27 protein-coding genes are annotated in these 24821 nt (G+C 69.5%); 8 read left to right on the top strand and 19 right to left on the bottom strand.

Going from position 1 to position 24821, the window contains the following annotated elements; genetic code table 11:
• The 5 genes from CR157_RS06645 to def all read right to left on the bottom strand — a co-directional run.
• Window positions 1–257, bottom strand: a 257-nt coding sequence (locus tag CR157_RS06645; RefSeq protein WP_181421998.1) for an NAD-binding protein, incomplete at its 3' end; no start/stop codon positions are given.
• A gap of 111 nt (window positions 258–368) precedes the next feature.
• Window positions 369–575 (bottom strand): dodecin, encoded by a 207-nt coding sequence (locus tag CR157_RS06640; protein WP_110282684.1) that lies wholly within the window; start codon window positions 573–575, stop codon window positions 369–371.
• Window positions 576–611: 36 nt separating this feature from the next.
• Window positions 612–1973 (bottom strand): 16S rRNA (cytosine(967)-C(5))-methyltransferase RsmB, encoded by a 1362-nt coding sequence (gene rsmB / locus CR157_RS06635; protein WP_110282683.1) that lies wholly within the window; start codon window positions 1971–1973, stop codon window positions 612–614.
• Window positions 1970–2959: a methionyl-tRNA formyltransferase gene (gene fmt / locus CR157_RS06630; RefSeq protein WP_110282682.1), complete on the bottom strand. Its 990-nt coding sequence runs from the start codon at window positions 2957–2959 to the stop codon at window positions 1970–1972. Before fmt ends, rsmB begins: the two co-directional genes overlap by 4 nt.
• Before the next feature lie 127 nt (window positions 2960–3086).
• Window positions 3087–3599 carry a peptide deformylase gene (def, locus tag CR157_RS06625; RefSeq protein ID WP_110282681.1) on the bottom strand — a complete coding sequence of 171 codons (513 nt, stop codon included), beginning with the start codon at window positions 3597–3599 and terminating at the stop codon, window positions 3087–3089.
• A gap of 245 nt (window positions 3600–3844) precedes the next feature.
• Here def and CR157_RS06620 point away from each other — a divergent pair, with 245 nt between their 5' ends.
• From CR157_RS06620 to aroE, 5 genes are all read left to right on the top strand, one after another.
• The gene (locus CR157_RS06620; RefSeq protein ID WP_219999899.1) at window positions 3845–4879 is read left to right on the top strand and encodes a LysM peptidoglycan-binding domain-containing protein; all 1035 of its coding nucleotides are present in this window, start codon (window positions 3845–3847) and stop codon (window positions 4877–4879) included.
• Window positions 4880–4891: 12 nt separating this feature from the next.
• The gene (gene dprA, locus CR157_RS06615; RefSeq protein WP_110282679.1) at window positions 4892–5998 is read left to right on the top strand and encodes a DNA-processing protein DprA; all 1107 of its coding nucleotides are present in this window, start codon (window positions 4892–4894) and stop codon (window positions 5996–5998) included.
• 62 nt (window positions 5999–6060) lie between these two features.
• Window positions 6061–6618 (top strand): L-threonylcarbamoyladenylate synthase, encoded by a 558-nt coding sequence (locus CR157_RS06610; RefSeq protein ID WP_110282678.1) that lies wholly within the window; start codon window positions 6061–6063, stop codon window positions 6616–6618.
• A gap of 38 nt (window positions 6619–6656) precedes the next feature.
• A complete protein-coding gene (gene hemF / locus CR157_RS06605; RefSeq protein WP_110282677.1) occupies window positions 6657–7613 on the top strand; it encodes an oxygen-dependent coproporphyrinogen oxidase in 957 nt (318 codons plus the stop codon).
• Between the two features lie 120 nt (window positions 7614–7733).
• Window positions 7734–8546: a shikimate dehydrogenase gene (gene aroE, locus CR157_RS06600; RefSeq protein WP_110282676.1), complete on the top strand. Its 813-nt coding sequence runs from the start codon at window positions 7734–7736 to the stop codon at window positions 8544–8546.
• 470 nt (window positions 8547–9016) lie between these two features.
• On the opposite strand, the gene CR157_RS06595 is transcribed toward aroE, so the two are convergent.
• Window positions 9017–9274, bottom strand: a complete 258-nt coding sequence (locus CR157_RS06595) for a hypothetical protein (protein ID WP_110282675.1) — start codon at window positions 9272–9274, stop codon at window positions 9017–9019.
• Between the two features lie 165 nt (window positions 9275–9439).
• On the bottom strand, window positions 9440–10240 hold the full coding sequence (locus tag CR157_RS06590) for a M48 family metallopeptidase (protein WP_110282674.1): 801 nt from the start codon (window positions 10238–10240) through the stop codon (window positions 9440–9442).
• A 138-nt stretch (window positions 10241–10378) separates the two neighbouring features.
• On the opposite strand from CR157_RS06590, the gene CR157_RS06585 reads away from it, so the two are divergent.
• The 3 genes from CR157_RS06585 (at window position 10379) to CR157_RS06575 (ending at window position 12942) form a co-directional block, all read left to right on the top strand.
• On the top strand, window positions 10379–11266 hold the full coding sequence (locus CR157_RS06585; protein ID WP_110282673.1) for an ATP-binding protein: 888 nt from the start codon (window positions 10379–10381) through the stop codon (window positions 11264–11266).
• Window positions 11267–11360: 94 nt separating this feature from the next.
• Window positions 11361–11819, top strand: a complete 459-nt coding sequence (locus CR157_RS06580) for a hypothetical protein (RefSeq protein WP_181421985.1) — start codon at window positions 11361–11363, stop codon at window positions 11817–11819.
• Between the two features lie 19 nt (window positions 11820–11838).
• Window positions 11839–12942, top strand: coding sequence for a PQQ-dependent sugar dehydrogenase (locus CR157_RS06575; protein ID WP_110282672.1), 1104 nt, complete (start codon window positions 11839–11841; stop codon window positions 12940–12942).
• A 25-nt stretch (window positions 12943–12967) separates the two neighbouring features.
• On the opposite strand, the gene CR157_RS06570 is transcribed toward CR157_RS06575, so the two are convergent.
• From CR157_RS06570 to CR157_RS06515, 12 genes are all read right to left on the bottom strand, one after another.
• Complete coding sequence (locus tag CR157_RS06570; protein WP_110282671.1) at window positions 12968–13591, bottom strand: hypothetical protein; 624 nt, start codon at window positions 13589–13591, stop codon at window positions 12968–12970.
• Between the two features lie 194 nt (window positions 13592–13785).
• Window positions 13786–15189 carry a ribosome biogenesis GTPase Der gene (gene der, locus CR157_RS06565; protein ID WP_110282670.1) on the bottom strand — a complete coding sequence of 468 codons (1404 nt, stop codon included), beginning with the start codon at window positions 15187–15189 and terminating at the stop codon, window positions 13786–13788.
• The gene (gene bamB / locus CR157_RS06560; protein ID WP_110282669.1) at window positions 15186–16331 is read right to left on the bottom strand and encodes an outer membrane protein assembly factor BamB; all 1146 of its coding nucleotides are present in this window, start codon (window positions 16329–16331) and stop codon (window positions 15186–15188) included. Before bamB ends, der begins: the two co-directional genes overlap by 4 nt.
• Window positions 16328–16987, bottom strand: coding sequence for a YfgM family protein (locus CR157_RS06555; protein WP_110282668.1), 660 nt, complete (start codon window positions 16985–16987; stop codon window positions 16328–16330). The genes bamB and CR157_RS06555 overlap by 4 nt, the downstream gene beginning before the upstream one ends.
• Before the next feature lie 99 nt (window positions 16988–17086).
• Window positions 17087–18412, bottom strand: coding sequence for a histidine--tRNA ligase (gene hisS, locus CR157_RS06550; RefSeq protein ID WP_258364082.1), 1326 nt, complete (start codon window positions 18410–18412; stop codon window positions 17087–17089).
• 27 nt (window positions 18413–18439) lie between these two features.
• Complete coding sequence (ispG, locus tag CR157_RS06545; RefSeq protein ID WP_110282666.1) at window positions 18440–19555, bottom strand: flavodoxin-dependent (E)-4-hydroxy-3-methylbut-2-enyl-diphosphate synthase; 1116 nt, start codon at window positions 19553–19555, stop codon at window positions 18440–18442.
• A gap of 9 nt (window positions 19556–19564) precedes the next feature.
• Entirely contained in the window at window positions 19565–20563 is a 999-nt protein-coding gene (locus tag CR157_RS06540; protein ID WP_110282665.1) for a RodZ domain-containing protein, read from the bottom strand.
• Window positions 20564–20593: 30 nt separating this feature from the next.
• The gene (gene pilW, locus CR157_RS06535) at window positions 20594–21340 is read right to left on the bottom strand and encodes a type IV pilus biogenesis/stability protein PilW (protein ID WP_110282664.1); all 747 of its coding nucleotides are present in this window, start codon (window positions 21338–21340) and stop codon (window positions 20594–20596) included.
• Between the two features lie 123 nt (window positions 21341–21463).
• A complete protein-coding gene (gene rlmN / locus CR157_RS06530) occupies window positions 21464–22591 on the bottom strand; it encodes a 23S rRNA (adenine(2503)-C(2))-methyltransferase RlmN (RefSeq protein WP_110282663.1) in 1128 nt (375 codons plus the stop codon).
• A gap of 79 nt (window positions 22592–22670) precedes the next feature.
• Entirely contained in the window at window positions 22671–23096 is a 426-nt protein-coding gene (gene ndk / locus CR157_RS06525) for a nucleoside-diphosphate kinase (protein ID WP_110282662.1), read from the bottom strand.
• Window positions 23097–23308: 212 nt separating this feature from the next.
• Window positions 23309–23635 (bottom strand): HesB/IscA family protein, encoded by a 327-nt coding sequence (locus tag CR157_RS06520; protein WP_110282661.1) that lies wholly within the window; start codon window positions 23633–23635, stop codon window positions 23309–23311.
• A 27-nt stretch (window positions 23636–23662) separates the two neighbouring features.
• Window positions 23663–24820 carry an aminotransferase class V-fold PLP-dependent enzyme gene (locus tag CR157_RS06515; RefSeq protein WP_110282660.1) on the bottom strand — a complete coding sequence of 386 codons (1158 nt, stop codon included), beginning with the start codon at window positions 24818–24820 and terminating at the stop codon, window positions 23663–23665.
• Between the last annotated feature and the right edge of the window lies 1 nt (window position 24821).

Here is a 24821-nt window from a genome sequence, read left to right as displayed (position 1 = left end):
GCGACCTGGCAGGCGATCATGTTGACCTCGTCGGCGCTGGTCACCGCGATCAGCATGTCGGCGTCCTCGCAGCCGGCCTGGCGCAGCACCATGGGGTAGGAGCCGCGGCCGACCACGGTGCGGATGTCGAGCCGGGTATGCAGCTCGCGCAGCCGCTCGCCGTCGGTGTCCACCACGGTGATGTCGTTCTCCTCGCGGGCCAGGTGTTCGGCCAGGGTGCCGCCGACCTGGCCGGCGCCGAGAATGATGATCTTCATGGCTTGTCGTTATTCCACACGGGGGTCGAGCGGCGTCCCTTGTGCGCCGCAACAGGGAGTCAGCATAAACCAGGCGCCACCCGGCGAACAGGTCCGGCCCTGGCACGGGGGTCAGTCGAGGGTGAAGCCGATCTTGAGCGTGACCTGCCAGTGGGCAACGCGACCGTGTTCGATATGCCCCCGGGTGTCGGTGACCTCGAACCAGCGCATGCCGTGAAGGCTCTCCGAGGCCTTGGCAATGGCACTGTTGATGGCCTCCTCGATACCCAGTTCGGAGGATCCGGTGAGTTCGATGTGCTTGTAGGTATGGTGGCTCATGGTGATTCCCCTGGATCGTTGCAGGTGTCGGCGGACTCAGCCCGCCTGCTTCACCAGTCTGGCATAGAAGAAACCGTCGTGGCTGTCCGGTGCCGGCAGCAGCTGGCGGCCGGCGCCGGCGGGGCGACCCCAGGCCACGTCGTGGGGGGTGGTGGGCGAGGCGTCCGGGGTGCGTGCCAGGAAGGCCTGGATCTGCTCGGCGTTCTCCTCGGGCAGCACCGAGCAGGTGGCGTAGAGCAGGGTGCCCCCGGGGCGCAGCAGGGACCAGAGGTTGTCGAGCAGTCGGGCCTGCAGCTCGGCCAGCTTGGGGATGTCCGAGTGGCGCCGCAGTCGCTTGATGTCCGGGTGGCGACGGATCACGCCGCTGCCGGAACAGGGCGCATCGAGCAGGATGGCATCGAAGGGGGTGCCGTCCCACCAGTCCCGCTGCGTGGCGTCGCCGTGGGCCAGGGTGGCGGCGAGGCCGAGCCGGGCCAGGGCATCCTCCACCCGGGCCAGACGCACGGCATCGCTGTCCACGGCGTGGAGGTCGATGTCGAACAGCTCCAGCAGGTGCGCCGTCTTGCCGCCGGGGGCGCAGCAGGCATCCAGCACCCGGGCGCCGGGGCGTGGCGCCAGCACCGGGCCGAGCAGCACCGCGGTGAGCTGGGCGGCCTCGTCCTGCACGCTGACGTGCCCCTCCTCGAAGCCGGGCAGGGCGTGGACGTCGCAGGGAGTCTTGAGGGTCACCCCGTCCGGGGCGTGCAGGCAGAGCCTGGCGTCGAGGCCGGCGCCGTCCAGCCGGTCGAGATAGGCCTCGCGGTCGCCGTGGCGGCGATTGACCCGCAGCGTCATGGGGCCTGGCTCGTTGTTGGCCTCACAGATGGTGCGCCAGTCGTCGGGCCAGGCCTGACGCAGGGCCTTGAGCAGCCAGCGCGGGTGCAGCAACGCCACCGCGGGGTCGCTATCCACCTCGGCCTGGAGGGCGGCGGCTTCCCGCTGGAGCCGACGCAGGCAGCCGTTGAGCACCCGGGTCGCCCACTCCTTGCCGAGCAGGCGGGCGGCCCCGGCGGTCTCGCCCACGGCGGCGTGGGCCGGGATGCGCAGATAGAGCAACTGGTGGATGCCGATCAGCAGCAGCGCCTGCACATCGGCGTCCCGGGCCTTGAAGGGCTTCACCAGCAGCTTGGCGGCCAGCGCCTCGAGCCGTGGCAGGGTACGGCAGGTGCCGTAGCAGAGGGCCTTGAACAGGGCGCGGTCGCGGGCCACCACCTGATGGTCGTCGAGGTCGGTCAGCGAGCCCTTGGCGGTGATTACCGGGACCAGGGCGCGGGCGGCGGCGGCACGCAGCGTGAGGCCGCTGTCGTTCTGCAGGCCGCGGGGCTGGCTGCGGCGGTTGTCCGGGGTTCCGACGCTCATCGTGGTGTCTCCTCGGTGAGGCGGCCCAGGCATCGCCCCGTGGGGAAGCGCTCGGCCCGGGCCTTGAGCAGTTCGCGCACCGCCAGTGGCTTGCCGCCGGGCAGCTGGGCGCGGGTCACCCGCAGCACCTGGTGGCCGCCCGGGCCGCAGGCGATGCGCAGCGCCTCGGTATCGTGGGGCAGCAAGGTGCCCGGTGTCGCCGGTGTCTCGCCGTCTTCCGGCACGCCGGGCTCGGCCATCAGCAGCCGCAGGCGCTCGTCGCCCAGGGCACACCAGGCGACCGGCCAGGGGTTGAAGGCACGCACCCGGGCCGCCAGCTCGGCGGCCGGCCGGCGGAAATCCAGCTCGGCCTCGGCCTTGGAAAGCTTGGCGGCGTAGGTGACGCCGGCTTCCGGCTGGGGCATGGCGGTCAGCCCGTCGTCGGCCAGGGCGTCCAGGGTCTCGACGATGGCCTCGCCCCCGAGGGTGGCGAGGGTGTCGTGGAGCTCACCGCCGGTGGTGGTGGCGGTGATCGGCGTGCGCCGGACCAGCAGCATGTCGCCGGTGTCCAGGCCAGCGTCCACCTGCATGATGGTCACGCCGCTCTCGACGTCACCGGCCTCGATGGCGCGCTGGATCGGGGCGGCGCCGCGCCAGCGCGGCAGCAGCGAGGCGTGGACGTTGAGGCAGCCCCGCCGGGGGATCTCCAGCACCGCTCGGGGCAGGATCAGGCCATAGGCCACCACTACCATCAGGTCGGCCTCGAACTCGGCCAGTTCGGCCTGCACCTCGGATGACTTGAGGCTCTCGGGCTGGTGGACCGGCAGGTCGTGCGCCAGTGCCAGGGTCTTGACCGGGCTCGGGGTCAGCTTGCGCCCGCGCCCGGCCGGACGGTCGGGCTGGGTATAGACGGCGATGACCGGGTGGCGGCTGGCCAGCAGCGCCGCCAGGCTCTCGGCGGCGAAATCGGGCGTGCCGGCGAAGATGACGCGCAGGGGTCGGGACATGATCTCGGGGGCCTTGCCAGTGGGCGATGCCTCTCATGATAACGGAGCCGGCCCGAAACGACGAAGGCCGACGCGCCCGGCGTCGGCCTTCGCAGGCCACTTTGCCACGGGGGCCGGGCCCGAGGGGTCAGGCGGGCTGCATCAGCTTGTGGCGTTTCTGCATCTTCTTCAGCACCCGGTCGCGCTTGAGCGGCGAGAGGTAGTCGACGAACAGCACGCCCTCGAGATGGTCATGCTCGTGCTGGATGCAGTGGGCCAGCAGGCCCTCGGCCTCGAGTTCGTAGGGGGTGCCGTCGCGGTCGAGCGCCTCGAGGTGGACCTTCAGGGACCGGGGCACCTCGGCGTAGTACTCGGGGATCGACAGGCAGCCCTCCTGCATCAGGTCGCGCTCGTCGCCGATGGGCGTGTAGGTCGGGTTGATCAGCACCAGCGGGCTGGTCTGGGTGTCGCTGACATCCATGACGATCACCCGGCGGTGGACGTCCACCTGGGTGGCGGCGAGCCCGATGCCGCGGGCGTCGTACATGGTCTCGAGCATGTCGTCGACCAGCTGGCGCACCTCGTCGTCTACCGCCTCGACCGGCGCGGCCTTCGTGCGCAGGCGCTCGTCGGGGAATTCGAGGATGGGTAATTTGGCCATGGCGTTGGAACCACCGTTATGCTGTCATTCAGGGGATGCCACTATTCTAGAAGCGGGCGAGCGGTGGCGAAACCGCTCGCCGGGCATCGCATCGATAAAATATGACTATATCATGCCGTCATCGTTCCATGGTGGCAGGCGTGACGCGGGCAACGCAGGGGGCAGCAGGGATGAGGCAGACGACGAGGGATGGCAGGCGGCGCCGGCTGGGCCGCCTGGGGCGGGCAGCGGCCCTGAGCCTGGCCATGGTGATGGTGCCAGTGGGGGGCGCGCAGGCCCAGGGGCTGACCTGGGAGGAGGGCCTGCAGCGCGATGCGCCGGATCGCTATACGGTGGTGCGGGGCGACACCCTCTGGGACATCTCCGGCCGCTTCCTGCGCCACCCCTGGCAGTGGCCCGAGGTGTGGCAGGTCAATCCGCAGATTCGCAATCCGCACCTGATCTACCCCGGTGACGTCGTCTATCTCTACGACTGCAACGGTCGCCCCTGCCTCGGCCTGGAGCGCGGCCAGGGCGAGGTGCGGTTGTCGCCGGGCGTCCGCACCACGCCGCATCGCGAGGCGATCGAGCCGATTCCCCTCGAGGCGGTCCAGCACTTCCTGCGCGAGCACCGCGTCATCGACGACCCGGAAGACCTCGACGAGCTGGCCTATGTGGTCGGTGCCGACGACCACCGGCTGGTCAGCGGTGCCGGCGATCGCCTCTATGCCCGGGGCCGCGTGGCGGGCGGTGGCCGGGTCGGCCTCTACCGCATCGGCGAGCATTACCTGGATTCTGCCTCCGGCGAGCTGCTGGGCCTCGAACTCGAGCACGTGGGCCAGGCCCGGCGCCAGCGTAGCGAGGACGATATCGTGGTGCTGGAGGTCACCTCGTCACGCCAGGAAGTGCGCAACGACGATATCGTGCTGCCGCTGGAGAGCCGCGAGCTGACCACCCAGTTCTATCCCCGGCCGCCCGAGGGTGAGGTCGATGGCCGCATCCTGGCAGTGCCCGGCGGCGTGCGCTTCATCGGCCACCTGCAGGTGGTGGCGCTGGACCGCGGTCGTCGCGATGGCCTGGAGCCGGGCCATGTGCTGCTGGTCGAGCAGCAGGGCGAACTGGTCAGCGACCCGCGCACCAGCGAGGCGTTGCGCCTGCCGGGCGAGGAGGCCGGCCTGGTGATGGTCTTCCGGCCCTACGAGAAGATGAGCTACGGCCTGGTGATGAAGGCCAGCCGTACCCTGGCCGTGGGCGACCGGGTGCGCAGCCCGCAGCGCGCCCTGGGCACCGCCCAGCGCTGAGGGACGGCGACGATGCAGGCCAGGGAGTGGCTGGTGCTGTCCCGTCTGCCGGGTGTCGGCAGTCGGGAACTGGCGGCGATCGCCGAGCACTCGCCGGCCTGGCCCCAGGGGTGGCTGGCCGCGCTGCCCGGTGAGGCGGCCACCGCCTTGCGGCTGTGGCTCGACCACCCCGCCCGCAGCCCTGTCACCACGACCCTCGAGGCCGACCAGGCCTGGCTCGCCGCCGATTCCGCCCGTCACCTCCTGCATGTCGGTCACCCTGCCTGGCCAGACCTGCTCGGCCAGATCGCCGATCCGCCGCCGGTGCTCTGGGCGCTGGGTGACCTCGAGGCGCTGTCGCCCCCGCGGCTCGCCGTGGTCGGCACCCGCCGCCCGACCCGGGAAGGCCTCGGCAACGCCGCGGCCTTCGCCAGGGAGCTGGCCAGCCGCGGCTGGTGCCTGGTCAGTGGCATGGCGCTGGGCATCGACGGTGCCGCCCAGCAGGCCGCCCTGGAGGCCGGGGGGCGCAGCGTGGCGGTGCTCGGTTGCGGCGTCGACCTGGTCTATCCGCCGCGCCATCATCGTCTCTACCGCCGTCTGCAGGCCCCCGGCGGGCTGCTGCTCTCCGAGCATCCCCCCGCGACCCGGGCGCGTCCCGGCTTCTTCCCGCGCCGCAACCGTATCGTCACCGGGCTCTCGCTGGGCGTGCTGGTGGTGGAGGCCGCCGAGAAGAGCGGCTCGCTGGTCAGTGCCCGCCTGGCCACCGAACAGGGGCGCGAGGTCTTCGTGCTGCCCGGCTCGATCCACAACCCCCAGGCCCGGGGTTGTCTGCAGCTGATCCGCGACGGCGCCGTGCTGGTCCGCGAGATCGACGATATCCTCGCCGAACTCACCCAGTGGCGGGCATTGCCCGATGCCGGGTCGGCGTCACCGGTGTCGGCGGAGTCGGCGTCGCCGCCGTCGGCCGATCCCCTGCTGCGCTGGCTGAGTGGTTCTCCCACCCCGGTGGATGCCCTGGTGGGGCTATCCGGTCTGGGCATCGCCGAATGCCAGCGCCGACTGCTCGAGCTCGAGCTGGAGGGCCTCGCCACCCAGGCGGTCGGTGGCTGGGTGCGCCTGCCGTCGCCACCGGGAGCGTGATAGCATAGGGCCCGGCACCGGGGCGTCGTCGCCATGTCGATCGTTTCCATCCGAGGAGTTCCATGACCGAAGCCTGCACGCTCGAGACCACCGTTGCCGCGCTGCGCGCCGGCGGTGTCATCGCCTACCCCACCGAAGCGGTCTGGGGGCTCGGCTGCGACCCCGACAATGACGAGGCGCTGGCCCGCCTGCTGCGCCTCAAGCAGCGCGACCCGGCCAAGGGCATGATCCTGGTGGCGGCGAGCATTGCGCAGTTCGCGCCCTGGCTCGAGGGGCTGCCGCTCGAACTCCACGCTCCGCTGGTGGCCAGCTGGCCCGGACCCCATACCTGGCTGGTGCCCGACAACGGTCGCTCCCATGGGCTGCTGCGTGGCGACCACGACCGGGTAGCGCTGCGGGTCAGTGCCCATCCCCTGGTGGTGAAGCTCTGCACGGCCTTCGGCAAGCCGATCGTCTCGACCTCGGCCAACCAGGCCGGCGAGCCGCCGGCGATGAGTGCCGACGAGGTGCGCGCCATTTTCGGTGACGCCCTCGATGCGGTGCTCGACGGCCCACTGGGCGGCCTCGAGCGCCCCAGTACCATCCGCGACCTGATTTCCGGCCGTATATTGCGCTCCTGACCCGGGAGCCCATCCGATCCCTGCTTCCAGGAGGCCCCGTGGCCCACGCCTACCTCGATGACGTCAAGCACTACCTGCTCGACCTCCAGGATCGCCTCTGTGCCGGCCTGGCCGCGGAGGATGGCGGCCCCGGTTTCCGCGAGGATGCCTGGGTGCGGGAGGAGGGTGGCGGTGGCCGCTCCCGGGTGCTCGAACATGGGGCGCTGTTCGAGAAGGGCGGCGTCAACTTCTCCCATGTCTTCGGCGAGCGGCTACCGCCGTCCGCCACCGCGGCCCGGCCGGAGCTGGCCGGGCGCAGCTTCCACGCGGTGGGGGTCTCCTGGGTGCTGCACCCCGAGAACCCCCATGTGCCCACCAGCCACGGCAACGTGCGCTTCTTCATCGCCGAGAAGGCGGGCGAGGCGCCGGTGTGGTGGTTCGGTGGCGGCTTCGACCTGACGCCCTTCTACCCGGTACTCGAGGACGTGGTGCACTGGCACCGGGTCGCCCGGGATGCCTGCGCGCCCTTCGGTGACGACGTCTACCCCCGCTACAAGGCGTGGTGCGACGACTACTTCACCCTCAAGCACCGCGACGAGACCCGCGGCGTCGGTGGCCTGTTCTTCGACGATCTCAATGCCTGGGGCTTCGAGAAGTGCTTCGCCTTCCAGCGGGCCGTGGGCGACGCCTTCCTGGAGGCCTACCTGCCCATCGTGCGCCGCCGTCGCGACACGCCCTGGGGCGAGCGCGAGCGCGATTTCCAGCTCTACCGCCGCGGGCGCTACGTGGAGTTCAACCTGGTGTGGGACCGCGGCACCCTGTTCGGGTTGCAGAGCGGCGGACGCACCGAGGCGATCCTGATGTCGATGCCGCCGCTCGCGCGCTGGGAGTACGACTGGCACCCCGAACCCGGCAGCCCCGAGGCGCTGCTCTATCGCGATTATCTGCGCCCCCGCGACTGGCTGGGGGAATCCGATAGGGCCATCGTGGCGGGGCAGGAAAGGGAGCGCCGGTGACAGGTCGAAGAGGAGGTCCGATTCCAGGGAGGGATTCACAGCGCCTCCTCGGAGACCTGTCGCCGGATCAGCCCCGGAAAGCACAGCTAGCTGCGATGGATCTGAGGAAGGGAAAACACCATGACCGATCATTACTGTGTCTTCGGCCATCCCATTGGCCACTCGAAGTCACCGGGCATTCACGCGGCCTTTGCCGAACAGACCGGAGAGGCCATCGACTACACCGCCATCGAGGCGCCGCTCGACGACTTCGCCGGTGCCTGGCGTGACTTCGTCGCGGCGGGAGGCCGTGGCGCCAACGTCACCGTGCCCTTCAAGGAGGAGGCGTTTCGCCTGTGCGAGGTGCTGAGCCCGCGCGCCCGGCGGGCCGGGGCGGTGAACACCCTGATCCTCGGCAAGGACGGCCAGACCTACGGCGACACCACCGACGGGGTGGGCCTGGTGCGCGATCTCGAGCGCCACGGCGTCACGCTCGCTGGCGCGCGTCTTCTGGTGCTGGGCGCCGGCGGGGCGGTGCGCGGGGTGCTGGAGCCGCTGCTCGCGGCGGCACCGGCCAGCCTGGTCGTCGCCAACCGCACCGCCGGCAAGGCCGAGCGCCTGGCGGCGGACTTCGCCGACCTGGGCGAGGTCCGCGGTGGCGGTTTCGATGCGGTGTCGGGGCCCTTCGACGTGGTGATCAACGGCACCAGCGCCAGCCTGGCCAATGAGCTGCCGCCGCTGCCCGACGACCTCTTCGCCGCGGGGGCCACGGCCTACGATATGATGTACGGCGCCGAGCCCACGGTGTTCCTGCAGTGGGCCGGCGAGCGTGGCGCCCGCGGCGTCGATGGCCTGGGCATGCTGGTGGAGCAGGCGGCGGAGTCCTTCTTCCAGTGGCGCGGCAGGCGCCCCGATACCACTCCAGTGCTCGAGGCGCTGCGCCGGGCGCTGTGATCAACGTCACTTGATGTGGCGTCAGCTCCCCGGGCATCTTCGCGAATTGCCGGAAGCTAGCCGCTATTCGGGCTCGGTACGCCTAGATCCTGGCGCCGAGGCCGCCCCTATGGGGTCAGACCCCGGCCGAGTTACCGGGCCTGTCACAGGGCACTTGGCAAGCGTATTCGACACCGCCGGGGTCTGACTGACGAATCCCCACATTTTTCTCGACGTTGATAGCTTGTTCGCCGAAAAAGGCGCCGAGGCTGCCCCTATGGGGTCAGACCCCAGCCAAGCCGCGAAGCCCGTCATGGTGCGTCTTGCGAGCGGATTCGACGCCGCCGGGGTCTGACCCCATAGGGACCTGCAGCGTTGGCAGCCTCCCACCCACCCATGTCCAATGCATTGATAATGCTGAAATATTACTGGGGAGGCCTCAGGGTCTGACCCCAAAGGATCTCTGATCAGCGCCGCTTGATGTGGAGCCTTCAGCGTCTTTTGACATATAGCCCCACCATGCACAGCACCATGCCGGCCACCGACAGCAGCATGCCGCCGTTGACCAGCCAGGGATGGCGGTCGAGCCAGGAGGCGAAGGGCTGCGGCGTGTCGCGGCAGCCCCCCTCGAGGTAGTCCCAGTAGCCGCCGGAGAGGGTGCACTCGCGCACGTCCGCCAGCTCCCAGAAGTAGACGCCCATCAGCACCAGGATGGGCACGATCAACAGCAGCAGTCCGAGTCTCAGCATTCGTTTTCCAAAAATGAGGTGGTTAGGGAGGTGCTGATTTATGTCGCGAGCGAAGGGAGGCTGGCCGCCGCCGGAGCGCAGGAACCGGAGTGTAGCCTGCTACATGAGGATTCCGAGCACCGCCGGCGGCCAGGATATCGAGCGGAGCAATAAATCAGTGTTTCCCTAGGGGCGCGGGCAATTTGGCTGGCGCCCCGCCTGGCGGGCCTGCTCGTAGCGTGCCATGGCCTCGCCCATGCCGGCCTCCAGGCCGCCGATGCGCTGGCCGTGGCTGGGGTGGGTGGACATCCAGGCCGGCGGCCGGCCGCCGCCGGTGGCCCCCATGTTCCCCCACAGGGCAATGCTCGCCCGCGGATCGAAGCCGGCATCCGCCATCAGGTTCAGCCCAATGGTGTCGGCCTCGCTCTCGTGGCGGCGCGAGAAGGGCAGCAGGATGCCGTACTGGGCACCCATGCCCAGCGCGGCCATCATCTGCTCGCCGCCGGGCCCCTGCAGGCCCGAGGCAGAGGAGATCACCGACAGGCCCAACTGGGTGGCGCCTTGTGTGGAGGCGCGCTCATTGGCGTGACGGGCCATCACGTGGCCAATCTCGTGGCCGATCACCGCGGCGAGCTGGTCCTGGTTCTCGGCGATCTCGAGCAGGCCGGTGTTGATGCCCACGTAGCCGCCGGGCAGGGCGAAGGCGTTGGCCTGCTCGGACTCGAAGACCTTGACCTGCCAGTTCTGGTCACGCACGCCGGCCGGCAGGGCGCGGACCACGGCATCGGTCACGCACTCCACGTAGCGCAGCGGGGCACCGCCGACGGTGGGCAGCTCTTCCTGATACTGGGCGAAGGCCTGGGCGCCCATCTGATCGAGCTGGTCGTCGGACATCAACGTCAGCTGCGAGCGCCCGGTGGGCGAGGTGGTACAGGCGGTCAGGGCGATACCGAGGGTACCGATGGCGAGGCAGTGCATCCAGCGCATGGGAGGTCTCCTGTGACCAAGCTCCTGTGTCCAGGCTTCTATGACCCTGGACGGGGCGTGACGGTTCGCCACAAGATACCCGTAACGCCTGCCAGGTCAACACTGGCCTGCCATATCACGAGCCGAGGAGAGAGCGCCATGGATGCGGAGCTGTCGCGCCGCCTGCTGCACTTGCTGGATCACGTCGAACACTGGCTGCCGCCGCCGCCCGAGGCGGTCGACTGGGAACGCGACATCGCCGCCCTCTGGCAGCGCCATACCCTGGGCGGGCGGCTGCTGCCGGTGCCGCCCCGGGATGCCCTGGGCCTGGACGACCTGCTCGGCATCGAGCGCCAGAAGCTGGCGCTGGTCGACAACACCCGCGCCTTCCTCCAGGGGCTGCCGGCCAACCACGCCCTGCTGTGGGGCTCGCGGGGCAGCGGCAAGTCGTCGCTGATCCGTGCCCTGCTCAATGCCCTGGCGCCGGAGGGGCTGCGCCTGGTACAGGTCGACCGCCACGACCTCGCCGGCCTGCCGCTGCTGGTGGCCCAGCTCCGCGAGCAGGCCCATCGCTTCGTGGTCTACTGCGACGACCTCTCCTTCGAGGGCCACGACGACGCCTACAAGGCGCTCAAGAGCGTGCTCGACGGTGCCCTCACCGGCCCGCCGGAGAACGTGCTGCTCTACGCCACCTCCAATCGTCGCCACCTGCTGCCCGAGTCGATGAGCGACAACGAGGGCTCGCGGCTGGTGGGCGACGAGCTCCACCACGGCGACGCCGTGGAGGAGAAGATCTCGCTGTCGGATCGCTTCGGTCTGTGGCTCGGCTTCCACCCCTTCAACCAGGACGTCTACCTGGAGGCGTGCTGCCACTGGGTCGGCCAGCTCGGCACGGCCGATGACTGGAACCGCGAGGCGCGCGCCGAGGCGATCCGTTTCGCCACCCTGCGCGGCGGACGCAGTGGCCGGGTCGCCTGGCAGTTCGCCTGCCAGTGGGTCGGCCAGCGGCGCTTGGGGGACCGCTTCCGAGTGCAGGGTGGCCAGTGAGGGCATGCAACCACGTGAAGGGCCTGTGCACTGCTGGCAACTTTGCCGTCTGGAAGGCGTGGCGCTGCTATCGAAGTCCTCATGAGAGGCCATCATGACGAGGCGATGGCAAACGCTGGTGGCTTATGTCGCTGCCGTGCTCGACGCCACACTGCTCGGGTCGATCGTGCAGACCCAGTTCAACCTGGCGGCGCTGTCGGCGCTGGGTGCCGATATCTCGTTCTCCACGCGCCTGGCGACCACGGCTCACGATCTGCTGGGGTTCACACCGCTGTACGGCAGCCTCGTCGCCATCATGATGCTGGGGGCCATGCCAGTGGCCAGCGTGGTGACACGCTGGCTGGGCTTCGGGGCATGGCCGATTCATGCGCTGGCGGCGGCGCTCGGGCTATGGGGCATGCTGTTGATTGTCGATGCTTTGGCGCCGATGCCGACCCTGATCGCGGCCACTCGCAGCCTGGAGGGAACCCTGGCGATGATGGCGACCGCCGCCCTGGGTGGCTGGGGCTATGCCATTCTGGCGTATTTCGACTGGGACGGGGCTGCCGGGTGACCCGGCAGGGGAGTGAAACATGCGTCGATTCGGTCGTGTCCTGCTGACCATCGTCGGTCTGTCGGTGTGTACCACGGCGCTCGCCGTGGACTACCGGTTCGAGACGCTGGCCGAGGGGCTCGACCATCCCTGGTCGCTGGCCTTCCTGCCCGGGGGCGGCATGCTGGTCACCGAACGCGTCGGGCGGCTGCGCCTGATCGAGGCCGATGGCAGGCTGCGCGAGGCGCCCATCGATGGGGTGCCCGAGGTCTTCGTCGGTGGCCAGGCGGGATTGTTCGAGGTGGCGCTGGCGCCGGATCATCACGACAGTGGCTGGGTGTACCTGAGCTATGCCTGTGGCACGCTGGCCGCCAACACGACCTGCCTGGATCGTGCCCGCTTCGACGGCCAGCGGCTGGTCGCACGGGAGACGCTGTTTCGCGCCGAGCCGGACAAGCAGGGACGCTCCCACTACGGCGGCCGTCTGACCTTCCTGCCGGACGATACCCTGGTATTGGGGCTCGGCGATGGCTTCGACTACCGTGAACAGGCCCAGAATCCGGGCAACCACCTGGGCAGCCTGGTCCGCTTGACCCCCGCTGGCTCGGTGCCCGGCGACAACCCCTTCGTCGCTGCCAGCGAAGCGCGAGCGGAGCTCTACAGCATCGGCCACCGCAATATCCAGGGGGTCGTCTTCGACGAGACACGAAGTGAGCTGCTCATTCACGAGCATGGCCCCCGGGGCGGTGACGAACTCAATCGTATCCTTCCCGGCGCCAACTATGGCTGGCCACTGGTCACGCATGGCGTCGACTATACCGGGGCGCGCGTCACGCCCTTCACCGAGCTGCCGGGGTTCGAGCCGCCCTTGCTGCACTGGACACCATCCATCGCTCCCTCGGGCATGACCCTGTATGACGGGGAGCGATTTCCCGAGTGGCGCGGCGACCTGTTCGTCTCGGCGCTGGCCGCTCGCCAGGTGCGCCGCCTGATCCGCGAGGATGGCGAGATCGTGGGCCAGGAAGCCCTGTTCACGGAACTCGGCGAGCGGATCCGTGACGTCCGCAGCGGGCCGGATGGCGCCCTCTACCTGTTGACCGACAGCGCCGAGGGGCGGGTGTTGCGTGTGATGCCTGCCCCTTGAATCATGTGGAGGCGGCGCCGGCGGATCAGCGCTGGGGCGTCAACCCGCCGTCCTCGCCCACCGCGAAGCGCAGGGTCGGTGTCAACAGGCCGGCGGGCAGGGTCATGCCCAGCCCGCGCAGATCCCCCGGCGTGATGGCCAGCTCGCTGCCGGCGGGTAGCTCCCCCTGGCTGGCCATCTGGCTGGCCAGCTCCACCAGCGGGGCCAGGCGGCTGCGGTCGGCGCCCAGCACGTCGAAGGCGACCGGCAGGCGTAGCTTGGTGTCGTCGGCCGAGGTCAGGGTGACCTCCTCCTGGTAGTTGCCGCTGACCACCTCGGCGCCGGGCACATCCAGGGTCCAGCGGAAGCCCGACATCTCCACCGCCGGCATGCCGACGGGCAACGCCAGGCCCATGGCCAGGGTGGCCTGCACCGGCAGGCTGCCCATGCCCAGGCTCGAGGCGATCAGCGAGGTGATGTCGCTGGTATCGAGGCCGGCCTGGATCGAGTAGGGGCCGATGCGCACGTCCTCCACCCCCAGCGAGGTGATCGCCAGGCGAAAGGCGAACAGGCCGGTCTGGGGGATCGCCAGGCAGCCGCCGAGCAGCGCCGCCAGGCAGAGCGGGGCGAGCAGGCGCCAGCGGCGCGGCAAGAGACGGGTGAGCATCATGAGGTCCTCCGGGGATAGGGTCGGTGCTGCATTGCAGCGAGAGGCGTATTTCAGGGCTGCCGGGCTTCCCTGTCAAGGCGTCGTGCGCCCTGTCGGCTCGCCGGGAAAGCGAACCTGTCGGCCCGGAACGACAAAGCCCGGCCAGTCGTGGACGACGGGCCGGGCGGGCGGTATGGGGGTGAGGCGGAAGTGACTCAGCGGCGGCTCTTGCGCGCCTCGCGGGTCCGGCCCAGTTCGCGCTTCTTGGCCTTCTCCTTGTCACTGGCTCCGGCCATGCTGTCGAAGGGGTTCTTGCCCGAGCGGAACTCGAAGCGCAGCGGGGTGCCGCGCACCTTGAGCACCTTGCGGAAGGTATTGGTCAGGTAGCGGCGATAGGCCTCGGGCAGCGAGGCGGTCTGGTTGCCGTGGACCACGATGATCGGCGGGTTGCTGCCGCCCTGGTGGGCCATGCGCAGCTTGATGCGCCGGCCGTTGACCAGCGGTGGCTGGTGCTGTTCCACCGCGTCCTGGAGGATGCTGGTCAGGCGGTTGGTCGACCAGTGGCTGTTGGCCGAGGCGAAGGCGCGCTCGATGGAGGGATAGAGGTCGCCGACCCCGGTGCCGTGCAGCGCCGAGATGAAGTGCAGCTCGGCATAGTCGGCGAAGCCCAGGCGGCGCTTGATCTCGGCACGCATCCTGTCCTTGGCCTCGTGCTCCATGCCGTCCCACTTGTTGACCGCCAGCACCAGGGCGCGGCCGCTGGTCAGCACATAGTCGAGCAGGTGCAGGTCCTGCTCCACCAGGCCGCTGCGCGCATCCAGCACCGTGACCGCGACATGGCACTCCTTGATCGCTTCCAGGGTCTTGATGATCGAGAACTTCTCGGCGATCTCGCGGACGTTCTTGCGTCGCCGCACACCGGCGGTGTCCACCAGCACGTAGGGCTTGCCGCGGCGCTCGAAGGGGATCTCGATGGCGTCACGGGTGGTGCCGGCCTCGTCGAACACCACCACCCGCTCCTCGCCGAGCAGGCGGTTGACCAGGGTCGACTTGCCCACGTTGGGACGGCCGATCACGCCGATGCGGATGCCCTTGGTGCCGGTATCGGCCGGGATGCTCTCGTCGCGTTCGGGGAAGGGCGAGAGCACCTCCTCGATCAGCGAGGTGACGTTGCGGCCGTGGGCGGCGGCGATGGGGTGGGGGTCGCCGAGCCCCAGCTGCCAGAAGTCGGCCATGGCGGCATGCTCTTCCAGGCCGTCGGTCTTGTTGACCACCAGCCAGGTCTTCTTCTGGTTGACCCGCAGGTGGTTGGCGATGGCCTCGTCGGCGACGTTGAGCCCGGCGCGGGCGTCGACCATGAACAGCACGATGTCGGCCTCGTCGATGGCCTGCAGCGACTGCTCGGCCATGGCCGCATCGATGCCCGCCTCGTCACCGCTGATGCCGCCGGTGTCGATCACCGTGTAGGCCTTGCCGCCGAGCACGCCGTTGCCGTACTTGCGGTCGCGGGTGAGTCCTGGGAAATCCGCCACCAGGGCGTCCCGGGAGCGGGTCAGGCGGTTGAACAGGGTCGACTTGCCCACATTGGGGCGGCCGACCAGGGCGATCACGGGGGTCATTGGATGTCCAGGGTCTCTAGGCTGCCGTCGTTGGCCAGCACGTGGATGCGACGGCCCTCGGTGAGGGGGCGCACGCTGATGCCCGAGCGGTCGACGCGGGTGCGGCCGGCCAGCTCGCCGCTGCGGGCATCGATCAGGTGCAGGTAGCCCTCGAAGTCGCCGAACACCAGGCGGCCGTCGGCAAAGGCCGGGGCGGTGATGCGGCGTCCCTCCAGGGAGTCGTTGCGCCAGATCTCGTCGCCGCTGTTGGCGTCCAGGGCGAGGATGTGGCTGGCCTCGTTGACGGTGAACAGGAAGTCGCCGACCAGGATCGGGGTCAGGTAGCTGGAGTGCTCGCGCTCCCACAGCACCTCGCCCTGGGTGGCCTCGAGGGCGACCAGGCGGCCGTTGTAGCTGGTCACGAAGAGGCGGCCGTCGGGAGTCAGTACCGGCTGGGCGGCGAGGTCGACCAACCGGTCGATGTCGCTGCGACCCCGGGGCACGGCGATGCGCATGTCCCACAGCGGCTGGCCGCTGCGGTTGTCCAGGGTCACCAGGCGGCCGTTGGGAAGGCCGGTGAAGGTGACGGGGTCGATCACCATGGGGGTGCCGGTGCCGCGCAGGGTCAGCGCCGGCCGCGTGGCGCTGTAGGTCCAGCGCTCCTCGCCGCTGGCCCGGTCCAGGGCGGTGACGCTGCCGTCGACGCTCTGCACCACCAGCAGCTGCTGGTTGGGTTGGGGCGCGGCCAGCACCTCGCTGGGGACCCGGGTGCGCCAGCGGACCTCGCCATCGCGCTGGTCGATGGCCAGCACCTCGCCGCTGCGGGTGCCCAGGTAGACCCGGTTCGCCACGGCGGTGAGGCCACTGGAAACGGGCACCTCGAGGTCGACTTCCCAGCGGGTATCGCCGTCATCGGCGTCCAGCGCCATCAGCCGGCCGCGCTCGTCGGCGGCGAAGACGGTGTCGCCGTCGCGGGCCGGGGCGATGGGATAGGTCGCGCGGCCGAGGCCCCGTCCGACCCGCTCGCGCCAGGCGGTATCCAGGCTGACGCTCTCTTCGAAGCGTTCGAGCTCCTTGGGCGGGTGCTGCGGCTCCACCTTGCCGGCGCAGCCGGCCAGCAGGGCGAGGCTCGCGACGGCGGCGATCAGGAGGGTCGGTTTCATAGCGTGGCCTCGTCAAAACCCAGGTTGTCGAGCTTGAGCTGGACGCCGTAGAGCGGTTGATCGCGCTCCTCGGCACGCGCCAGTGCCTCCTTCCATGCCTCGCGGGCCTCGTCCTCGCGGCCCAGGGCGTGATAGGCGTCGCCGCGCACGTCGGCGCGCTGGGCGGCCAGGGCCTCCGGCACGCCGGCATCCAGGGTGGCCAGCGCGGCCTCGGCAGCGCCGTCGGCGACCTGCAGCCGGGCCAGGCGCAGCCGCGCCAGGCCCTGCACATAGTCGCGCTTGGTGGTGTCGATCACGCCTTCCAGGGCGTCACGGGCCGCGGCCTGGTCGCCCTGGGCCACCGCCAGCCGGGCATCGACCAGACGCGCCAGGTCGGCATAGAGCGTGCTGCCGTGGCTGTCGGTGATCTCCACCACCAGCTCGCGGGCCTCGTGGAGGCTGGCCTCGTCGAGCTCGCCGCCGGCGGTCAGGTTGATCAGCTGCTGGTAGCGCATGGAGGCGGCCTGGGCCTGGTTCTCCTGGTAGGTCTGCCAGGCGTTCCAGCCGAACACGCCGGCCGCGGCGATGGCGACGCCGGCGATCAGCGAGGTGCCGTTCTCCTTCCACCAGCGCTTGATCGCGTCAAGCTGCTCTTCTTCGGTTCTCAGCTCCGCCACAGGCGGTCTCCTTCTGTCCTGGAGGATCCGGCGCGGGATCCTGTGCGGATCGCTTTCGGGATCCGGGGTGGATCGGCGTCGGGATCCTGATACGGGGGCTCAGGCGTGCTCGTCGGCCAGCAGGGCTGCCAGGGTGGCGTTGAGCTCCGCCTGGGGCAGGCTCAGTTGCTCGCGCTCCTCGCGCAGGAACTTCAGCGTCGCCCTGCCGTTGGCCAGTTCGTCCTCGCCCAGCAGCAGCGCCAGGCGGGCGCCGCTGCGGTCGGCCTTCTTGATGCGGCTCTTGAAGCTGCCGCCGCCGCAGTGCAGCTGGGCGCGCAGGCCGGGCAGCTCGCTGCGCAGGCGCTCGCCGAGCAGCAGGGCCTGGCGGGTGGCGGCGTCGTCCATGGGCAGCAGGTAGAGGTCGAGTTCGCCGCGGGCGCCGTCGGGCACCAGCTCGAGGGTCTCGAGCAGCAGGATGAGACGCTCGATGCCCATGGCGAAGCCCACCGCCGGGGTCGGCTTGCCGCCGAGCTGCTCCACCAGGCCGTCGTAGCGGCCACCGGCACAGACGGTGCCCTGGCTGCCCAGCGCCGTGGTGGTCCACTCGAAGACGGTGCGGCCGTAGTAGTCGAGCCCGCGCACCAGGCGCGGGTTGATCACGTAGTCGATGCCGGCGGCGTCGAGCAGGGCGGTGAGCTGCTCGAAGTGCTCGCGGGAGGCGTCGTCGAGGTGATCCATCAGCTGCGGCGCCCCGGCGAGCATCTCGGCCATGTCGGGGTTCTTGGAATCGAGGATGCGCAGCGGGTTGCTGGTCAGGCGCCGGCGGGAGTCCTCGTCGAGCAGCGCGTGGTGCCGCTCGAAGTAGGCCACCAGCAGATCGCGGTAGGCGGCCCGGGCCTCGGCGGAGCCCAGCGAGTTGAGCTCCAGGGTGACGTGCTCGAAGAGTCCCAGCTGCTGCCACAGGCGGGCCGAGAGCAGGATCACCTCGGCGTCGATGTCGGGGCCGTCGAGGCCGAAGGCCTCCACGCCGACCTGGTGGAACTGCCGGTAGCGGCCCTTCTGGGGACGCTCGTGGCGGAACATCGGGCCCTGGTACCAGAGCCGCTGGGTCTGGTTGTGCAGCAGGCCATGCTCCATGGCGGCGCGCACGCAGCTCGCCGTGCCCTCGGGGCGCAGGGTGAGGCTGTCGCCGTTGCGGTCCTCGAAGGTGTACATCTCCTTCTCGACGATGTCGGTGACCTCGCCGATGGAGCGGGCGAACAACGCGGTCTGCTCGACGATGGGGGTGCGGATCTCGTCATAGCCGTAGCGCTGCATCAGCGCGCGCACCTGTCCCTCGAAGTACTGCCACAGCGCCGACTGGCCGGGCAGCAGGTCGTTCATGCCACGAATGGCCTGGATTTTTTTCTTGCTCGGCTCTTGATGACTTGATTGGGGCTTGCTCAACACTGGCTCCTTGGTTCTTCGCCCGGCTCACTGGCCGCGGGCGATCACGTCCTGTTCGGCCTGCTGCTTTTCGCGGACCTTGTCGCGGATCAGCCGCTCCAGGTCGTCGACCAGGTGGTCGTTGCGCAGCTTGCTGGCGGGCTTGCCGTCGATGTAGACGAGGTTGGCGGGGCTGCCGCCGGTGAGGCCGATATCGCTCTCCTTGGCCTCGCCGGGGCCGTTGACCACGCAGCCGATGACCGAGACGTCCAGCGGCGTCATGACGTCCTCGAGGCGCTCCTCGAGGGCGTTCATGGTGCCGATGACGTCGAAGTTCTGGCGCGAGCAACTGGGGCAGGCGATGAAGTTGATGCCCTTGCTGCGCAGGCGCAGGCTCTTGAGCATGTCATAGCCGACCTTGACCTCCTCGACCGGGTCGGCGGCCAGCGAGACCCGGATGGTGTCGCCGATGCCGTCCATCAGCAGTAGCCCTAAGCCGATCGACGACTTGACGGTGCCCGAGCGCAGCCCGCCCGCCTCGGTGATGCCGAGGTGCAGCGGCTGCTCGATCAGGGTGGCCAGCCGGCGATAGGCGGCCACGGCCATGAAGACGTCGGAGGCCTTGACGCTGACCTTGTACTCATGGAAGTCGAGGCGGTCGAGGTGGTCGATATGGCGCATGGCGGACTCCACCAGCGCCTCGGGCGTCGGCTCGCCGTACTTCTTCTGCAGCTCCTTCTCCAGCGAACCGGCGTTGACGCCGATGCGGATCGGGATGCCGTTGTCGCGCGCAGCCGATACGACGGCTCTGACCCGGTCTTCCCGGCCGATATTGCCGGGGTTGATGCGCAGGCAGTCGACGCCGAGTTCGGCGACGCGCAGGGCGATCTTGTAGTCGAAGTGGATGTCGGCCACCAGCGGCACCTCGACCTCGCGCTTGATACGGCCGAAGGCCTCGGCGGCGTCCATGGTCGGTACCGAGACGCGCACGATATCGGCCCCGGCGGTCTCGAGCTGACGGATCTGGCCGACGGTGGCGGCCACGTCCAGGGTGTCGGTGTTGGTCATGCTCTGCACGGAGATGGGGGCATCGCCGCCGACCGCTACCCTGCCGACGTGGATCTGGCGTGACTGGCGTCTCTTGATGGGGGATTGTGCATGCATGGTGACGGATCACTCTCCCAGGGTGAAGCGGGCGACGTTGTTGGCGCCGGCGCGAGCGCCGAGGTCAACGGACTCGCCGCGCCAGACGAGCTCGACGCCGGTGGCGTTGCCCACGGTCAGGCGGAACGGTGGTTCGCCTTCGACGCTCGCCGTGGTGCCGGGTTCCTGGAGACCGACGAAGACGCGCTGGTTGTCGGCGTCGAAGATCTCGGTCCAGGACTGTTCGTTGAAGGTCAGCTCCAGTACCCGCGGGTCGGCGGTTGTCGCCGGGGCCGCCTGGGGCTCCGGCTCGGCTTCGGTGGCCCCCTCGACCGGCGTTACCGACTCGGCCTCGTCGGAGGCGCCGCGGTCGGCGGCGATGATATGGGCCGGACCGGAATCCACCACGCCGGCCGAGGCATCGCCGGCGGCTTCGGGATCCTCGACCAGGCCGAGGTCGCTCTGCGCGTCGGGCAGCGGCGGCAGCTCGTCGGCGCCGGCGTCGGCGGCCTCCTCGGCCATCGGTTCGTCGCTCTCGGTGATGGTGGGACTGCCGTCGAGGCTGTCCACCGAGACCGGGCCGCTGTCGCTGACGCCGGGGGGCTCGTTGCCGCCGCGGCTCTGCCACCACATGAGCGTCAGGCCGACCAGGCCGGCGATCACCAGCAGGGTGACCAGCCGGAACAGCCAGGCCCCGATGCGCGACGGCGGGCGGGTGACATGCACCGGCGTCACCTTGCGCTCGTGCTCCTCACCGCCGAAGCGCGCCCGGTAGGCTTCCAGTACCGGGCGGTCGTCGATGCCCAGCAGGTGGGCATAGGAGCGCAGGTAGCCTCGACGATAGGCGGCGACGGGGACTTCCTCGTAGTTGTCCTCCTCGAGCCCCTGGATCACCGCCGGGCGCAGGTTCAGGGACTCGGCGACCTCTTCTCGGGAAAGGCCCTGCGACTCGCGCTCACGCTTGAGCTGTTCGCCCGGTGAGGCCGTGAGGGCGACATCGGTGGCATCGGTGATGTGGGTGTCGCTCATGGCTGAGCATCCTTCGTCAAGAATCGGTTGTCAGGGAGCGTCATCGGCAGCGTCCAGTTGTTCGGTGTAGAAGGCGGCGGCGGCACGATCGCCCTCGGCCCGGGCGATGTCGCGGGCCAGGCGGAGCGCCCCGGGGCTGGCGCCGGCCAAGCGCATGAACCCTTCGAGCTGGTTCCGGGCGCGAGCATGATTGCCCTGGGCATGCTCGAGTTCGGCCAGCGTGAAGTAGCTGCGCGCGCTTCGCGGGTCGATCGCCTGGGCGCGGGCGAGGCTGGCCCGGGCGGCGTCGAGGTCGCCGAGTTCACGCTGGCACTGCCCCAGGTTGGCGAACAGCTGGGCACGGTTGGCGTACTGGCTATCCCGGCTGGCTAGCTCGAGCTGGTCGCAGGCCTCGCGGATGCGCCCACGATCATACAGGAAGGCCGCATAGTTGTTGCGTACCCGGGTGAAGTCGGAGTCGGCGTCGAGGGCACGCCGGAAGGTCTCGTCGGCGAGCTCATCCTCTCCCTGGCGCTGGTAGACCATGGCCATGGCCTGCAGGGCCTCGGCATCGCCGGGTGCCATCTGCAGGGCTCGATCGAGGGAGCTCATGGCCCGCTGCAGGTTGCCACGCTCGAGGTAGGCGATGCCCAGTCGGGTATAGGCGTCGCCGGGGTTGTCCTCATTGCCGTTGAACGGGCCCACCTGGGAGGCGCAGCCGGCCAGCCACAGCGCCCCCAGCAGGACGGCGACGGCAGGGGCCTGCGTGAGTCCGGGCGTGCGTGGGCAGCGAGTCATGGCGTCCTCTCGATAGTGGGCACGACACCACCGGTGGCGCTTCGTGAGCGAACCGTCACCGGTGGGGGAAAAGGCCAGTCCATCAAAGCGCCGAGCCCGGTTGAAGTCAAGGTGACCCCCGGGTCAGTCGGCGTCGATCTGGATCGACCGGATATAGCGTTCGTGACGCTTGGTGCGATCCTTGACGCGCCCCACCAGCTGGCCGCAGGCGGCATCGATGTCGTCGCCGCGGGTGGTGCGGATCGGCGCCGTGTAGCCCAGCTCATAGAGCCACTGCTGGAAACGCATCGTCTGGTTGCGTGACGGTTTCTCGTAGCCCGAGTGGGGGAAGGGGTTGAACGGAATCAGGTTGATCTTGCACGGCAACTCCTCGAGCAGGGCGGCGAGCTGCTCGGCGTGCTCCTGCTGGTCGTTGACGTCCTTGATCAGGGTGTACTCGATGGTGACCATCCGCGTGTCCTGGCACTTGGCGAGGTAGCGCTTGCAGGCATCCAGCAGGGTGCGGATGTTGTACTTGCGGTTGAGCGGCACCAGCTCGTTGCGCAGCTCGTCGGTGGCCGCATGCAGCGAGATGGCCAGGCTCACGTCGAGTTCGTCGCCGAGCCGGTCGAGCATCGGCACCACCCCGGAGGTGGAGAGGGTGACGCGACGCTTGGAGAGGCCGTAGCCGTCGTCGTCGAGCATCAGCTTCATCGCCGGCACGACATTGTCGTAGTTCATCAGCGGCTCGCCCATGCCCATCATCACCACATTGGTGACCGGACGATTGGCGGTGTCCTTGCGCGGGCCGACACTGCGCTGGGCCACCCACACCTGGCCGATGATCTCGGCGGCGGTGAGGTTGCGCTGGAAGCCCTGCTTGCCGGTGGAGCAGAAGCTGCAGTCCAGCGAGCAGCCGACCTGGGAGGAGACGCAGAGGGTGCGGCGCTTGCCGTTGTCGGCCGGGATCAGCACCGTCTCCACGTAGCTGCCGTCCTCGACCTCGAGCACCCACTTGCGGGTACCGTCGCTGGAGGAGCCCTCGTAGACCACACCGGGACCGCGGATTTCGGCCACCTCGGCCAGGCGCGTTCGCAGTGCCTTGGACAGGTTGGTCATGGCCGCGAAGTCATCGCAGCCCTCGTGGTGAATCCACTTCATCACCTGGGCGGCGCGGAACTTCTTCTCGCCAATGGAGAGGAAGAAGTGCTCCATCTCCTCGCGAGAGAGGCCGAGCAGGTTGGTGCGTTGGGGAGCGGTTGTGGTGGTCATGGCATCAGGGCGTCGAGGGGGCAGAGAGAGGGCGGGGGTGGGGTCACCCCCGCTTGAAGCGCCGTGGGGATGGGGCCCCTCAGCGCGGGCAGATCTCATCGGCCGCAAAGAAGTAGGCCACTTCGCGCTCGGCGGATTCCGGCGAGTCGGAGCCGTGGACGGCGTTGGCGTCGATGGTCTCGGCGAAGTCGGCGCGGATGGTGCCCGGCGCGGCGTCCTTGGGATTGGTGGCCCCCATAAGGTCGCGGTTCCTGGCGATGGCGTCCTCACCCTCCAGCACCTGCACGACCACCGGACCGGAGGTCATGAAACCGACCAGATCCTTGAAGAAGGGGCGCTCCCTGTGCTCGGCGTAGAAGCCGCCGGCCTTCTCCTCGGAGAGGTGCAGCATCTTGGCGGCGATGACCTTCAGGCCGGCCTTCTCGAAGCGGGAAGTGATCTCGCCGATGATGTTCTTGGCGACGGCATCGGGCTTGATGATGGACAGGGTACGCTGGGTGGCCATGGGGCGTGTCTCCAGTTGAGCAGGATGATTGACATGGGGGTCGATGGATAGCGCCGCGCCGCCCCGGAAGCTCCTGGGTCGAGAGCAGGGGGCGGCGCGGCGAATCGGGTGATGCGGCTCGGCGAGTTCGCCGACTGGGCGGGGATTATAACGGCTGGGGGGCTCGTTGAACAATCGTCGAGCCGTTCCCGCCCCGTTCGGGCGCTGAGCGCCTAGACGCTGAAGCTCTCGCCGCAGCCGCACTCGTCCTTGACGTTGGGGTTGTTGAAGCGGAAGAAGCGGTTGAGCCCCTCGTTGACGTAGTCGACCTCGCTGCCGTCGAGCATCTCCAGGGCGTCGGGCGCGACATAGACGGTCACGCCGTGCTCCTCGAAGGTCACGTCGTCATTGGCCGCCTCGTCGGCGAAATCGAGCACGTAACTGTAGCCGGAGCAGCCGCTCGGTTTGACCGAGACCCGCAGGCCCAGGCCGTGGCCGCGCTCGTCGAGGACCCGGCGGATCTGGTCGGCGGCAGCGGTGGTGATCGAAAGGTGCGCCATGGTCTTTCTCCTGCACGGGTGGAATGGTTAGATCGCCTGGCGGCGAAGGCCCTCGAGGGCGTGTGTCAGGGCGTGCAGCGTTTGGTCGATATCGGCCTCGGTGGTGAAACGGCCGAAACTGAACCGCAGCGACGCCAGTGCCAGGGGGCGCGGCACGCCGATGCCCTTCAATACATAGGATGGCTCGACGCTCGCCGAGTTGCAGGCCGAACCGGTGGAGAGGGCGATGTCGCGCAACGCCATCAGCAGCGATTCGCCGTCGACGCCCTCGAAGGCCAGGTTGAGGATGTTGGGGACCGCGACGCCGATATCGGTGTTGCGGTGGACGCCCTCGAAGCCGGCCAGGCCAGCGAGCAGCCGGTCGCGCAGCGCCGTGATGCGTGCCTGGTCGGCGTCCCCCTCGGCGGCGGCCAGGGCGAAGGCCTCGCCCATGCCGACGATCTGGTGGGTGGCGAGCGTCCCCGAACGCATGCCGCGCTCGTGGCCGCCGCCGTGGATCAGGGCCTCCAGGCGGATGTCCGGGCTGCGCTTCACGTAGAGGGCGCCGATGCCCTTGGGCCCGTAGACCTTGTGGCCCGACAGCGACATCAGGTCGATGCCCTGCCGGGCGACATCCAGCGGGATGCGCCCCACCGCCTGGGCGGCGTCCACATGGAAGACCGCACCGCCGGCATGGACGACCTCGGCGAGCGCCGCCAGGTCGTGGATGCTGCCGAGCTCGTTGTTCACCGCCATCAGCGAGACCAGCACGGTGTCCGGGCGCATGGCCGCGCGCAATTGGTCGGGCGTCACCCGCCCGTCGTGGCCGGGCGTGAGCCAGGTGACCTCGAAGCCCTCGGCCTCCAGCGCCTTGGCGGTATCCACCACCGCCTTGTGCTCGATACAGGAGGTCACCAGGTGGCGGCCCCGTGCCCGGTTGGCCCGCATGAAGCCGGTCAGCGCCAGGTTGTCGGCCTCGGTGGCGCCGCTGGTCCAGACGATCTCGCGGGGGTCGGCACCGATCGGGTCGGCGACCTGGCGACGAGCACCCTCCACGGCCTGCTCCGCCTGCCAGCCGAGCATGTGGCTACGCGACGCCGGGTTGGCGAAAAGGCCGTCCGGGGTCAGGTGACGGCTCATCGCCTCGGCGACCCGCGGATCGACCGGGGTGGTGGCGGCATAATCGAGGTAGACGGGTGTGGTCATG

Source organism: Halomonas sp. LBP4, assembly GCF_003202205.1.
Lineage (GTDB): Bacteria > Pseudomonadota > Gammaproteobacteria > Pseudomonadales > Halomonadaceae > Halomonas > Halomonas flagellata.
This window is presented reverse-complemented; position numbering and strand designations above follow the sequence as displayed.

Bases quoted from the DNA above. Each gene is read 5' to 3' on its own strand.
- CR157_RS06640 (WP_110282684.1), bottom strand. From the start codon at position 575: ATGAGCCACCATACCTACAAGCACATCGAACTCACCGGATCCTCCGAA.
- rsmB (WP_110282683.1), bottom strand. From the start codon at position 1,973: ATGAGCGTCGGAACCCCGGACAACCGCCGCAGCCAGCCCCGCGGCCTG.
- fmt (WP_110282682.1), bottom strand. From the start codon at position 2,959: ATGTCCCGACCCCTGCGCGTCATCTTCGCCGGCACGCCCGATTTCGCC.
- def (WP_110282681.1), bottom strand. From the start codon at position 3,599: ATGGCCAAATTACCCATCCTCGAATTCCCCGACGAGCGCCTGCGCACG.
- CR157_RS06620 (WP_219999899.1), top strand. From the start codon at position 3,845: ATGGTGATGGTGCCAGTGGGGGGCGCGCAGGCCCAGGGGCTGACCTGG.
- dprA (WP_110282679.1), top strand. From the start codon at position 4,892: ATGCAGGCCAGGGAGTGGCTGGTGCTGTCCCGTCTGCCGGGTGTCGGC.
- CR157_RS06610 (WP_110282678.1), top strand. From the start codon at position 6,061: ATGACCGAAGCCTGCACGCTCGAGACCACCGTTGCCGCGCTGCGCGCC.
- aroE (WP_110282676.1), top strand. From the start codon at position 7,734: ATGACCGATCATTACTGTGTCTTCGGCCATCCCATTGGCCACTCGAAG.
- CR157_RS06595 (WP_110282675.1), bottom strand. From the start codon at position 9,274: ATGCTGAGACTCGGACTGCTGCTGTTGATCGTGCCCATCCTGGTGCTG.
- CR157_RS06590 (WP_110282674.1), bottom strand. From the start codon at position 10,240: ATGCGCTGGATGCACTGCCTCGCCATCGGTACCCTCGGTATCGCCCTG.
- CR157_RS06585 (WP_110282673.1), top strand. From the start codon at position 10,379: ATGGATGCGGAGCTGTCGCGCCGCCTGCTGCACTTGCTGGATCACGTC.
- CR157_RS06580 (WP_181421985.1), top strand. From the start codon at position 11,361: ATGACGAGGCGATGGCAAACGCTGGTGGCTTATGTCGCTGCCGTGCTC.
- CR157_RS06575 (WP_110282672.1), top strand. From the start codon at position 11,839: ATGCGTCGATTCGGTCGTGTCCTGCTGACCATCGTCGGTCTGTCGGTG.
- CR157_RS06570 (WP_110282671.1), bottom strand. From the start codon at position 13,591: ATGATGCTCACCCGTCTCTTGCCGCGCCGCTGGCGCCTGCTCGCCCCG.
- der (WP_110282670.1), bottom strand. From the start codon at position 15,189: ATGACCCCCGTGATCGCCCTGGTCGGCCGCCCCAATGTGGGCAAGTCG.
- bamB (WP_110282669.1), bottom strand. From the start codon at position 16,331: ATGAAACCGACCCTCCTGATCGCCGCCGTCGCGAGCCTCGCCCTGCTG.
- ispG (WP_110282666.1), bottom strand. From the start codon at position 19,555: ATGCATGCACAATCCCCCATCAAGAGACGCCAGTCACGCCAGATCCAC.
- CR157_RS06540 (WP_110282665.1), bottom strand. From the start codon at position 20,563: ATGAGCGACACCCACATCACCGATGCCACCGATGTCGCCCTCACGGCC.
- pilW (WP_110282664.1), bottom strand. From the start codon at position 21,340: ATGACTCGCTGCCCACGCACGCCCGGACTCACGCAGGCCCCTGCCGTC.
- rlmN (WP_110282663.1), bottom strand. From the start codon at position 22,591: ATGACCACCACAACCGCTCCCCAACGCACCAACCTGCTCGGCCTCTCT.
- ndk (WP_110282662.1), bottom strand. From the start codon at position 23,096: ATGGCCACCCAGCGTACCCTGTCCATCATCAAGCCCGATGCCGTCGCC.
- CR157_RS06520 (WP_110282661.1), bottom strand. From the start codon at position 23,635: ATGGCGCACCTTTCGATCACCACCGCTGCCGCCGACCAGATCCGCCGG.
- CR157_RS06515 (WP_110282660.1), bottom strand. From the start codon at position 24,820: ATGACCACACCCGTCTACCTCGATTATGCCGCCACCACCCCGGTCGAT.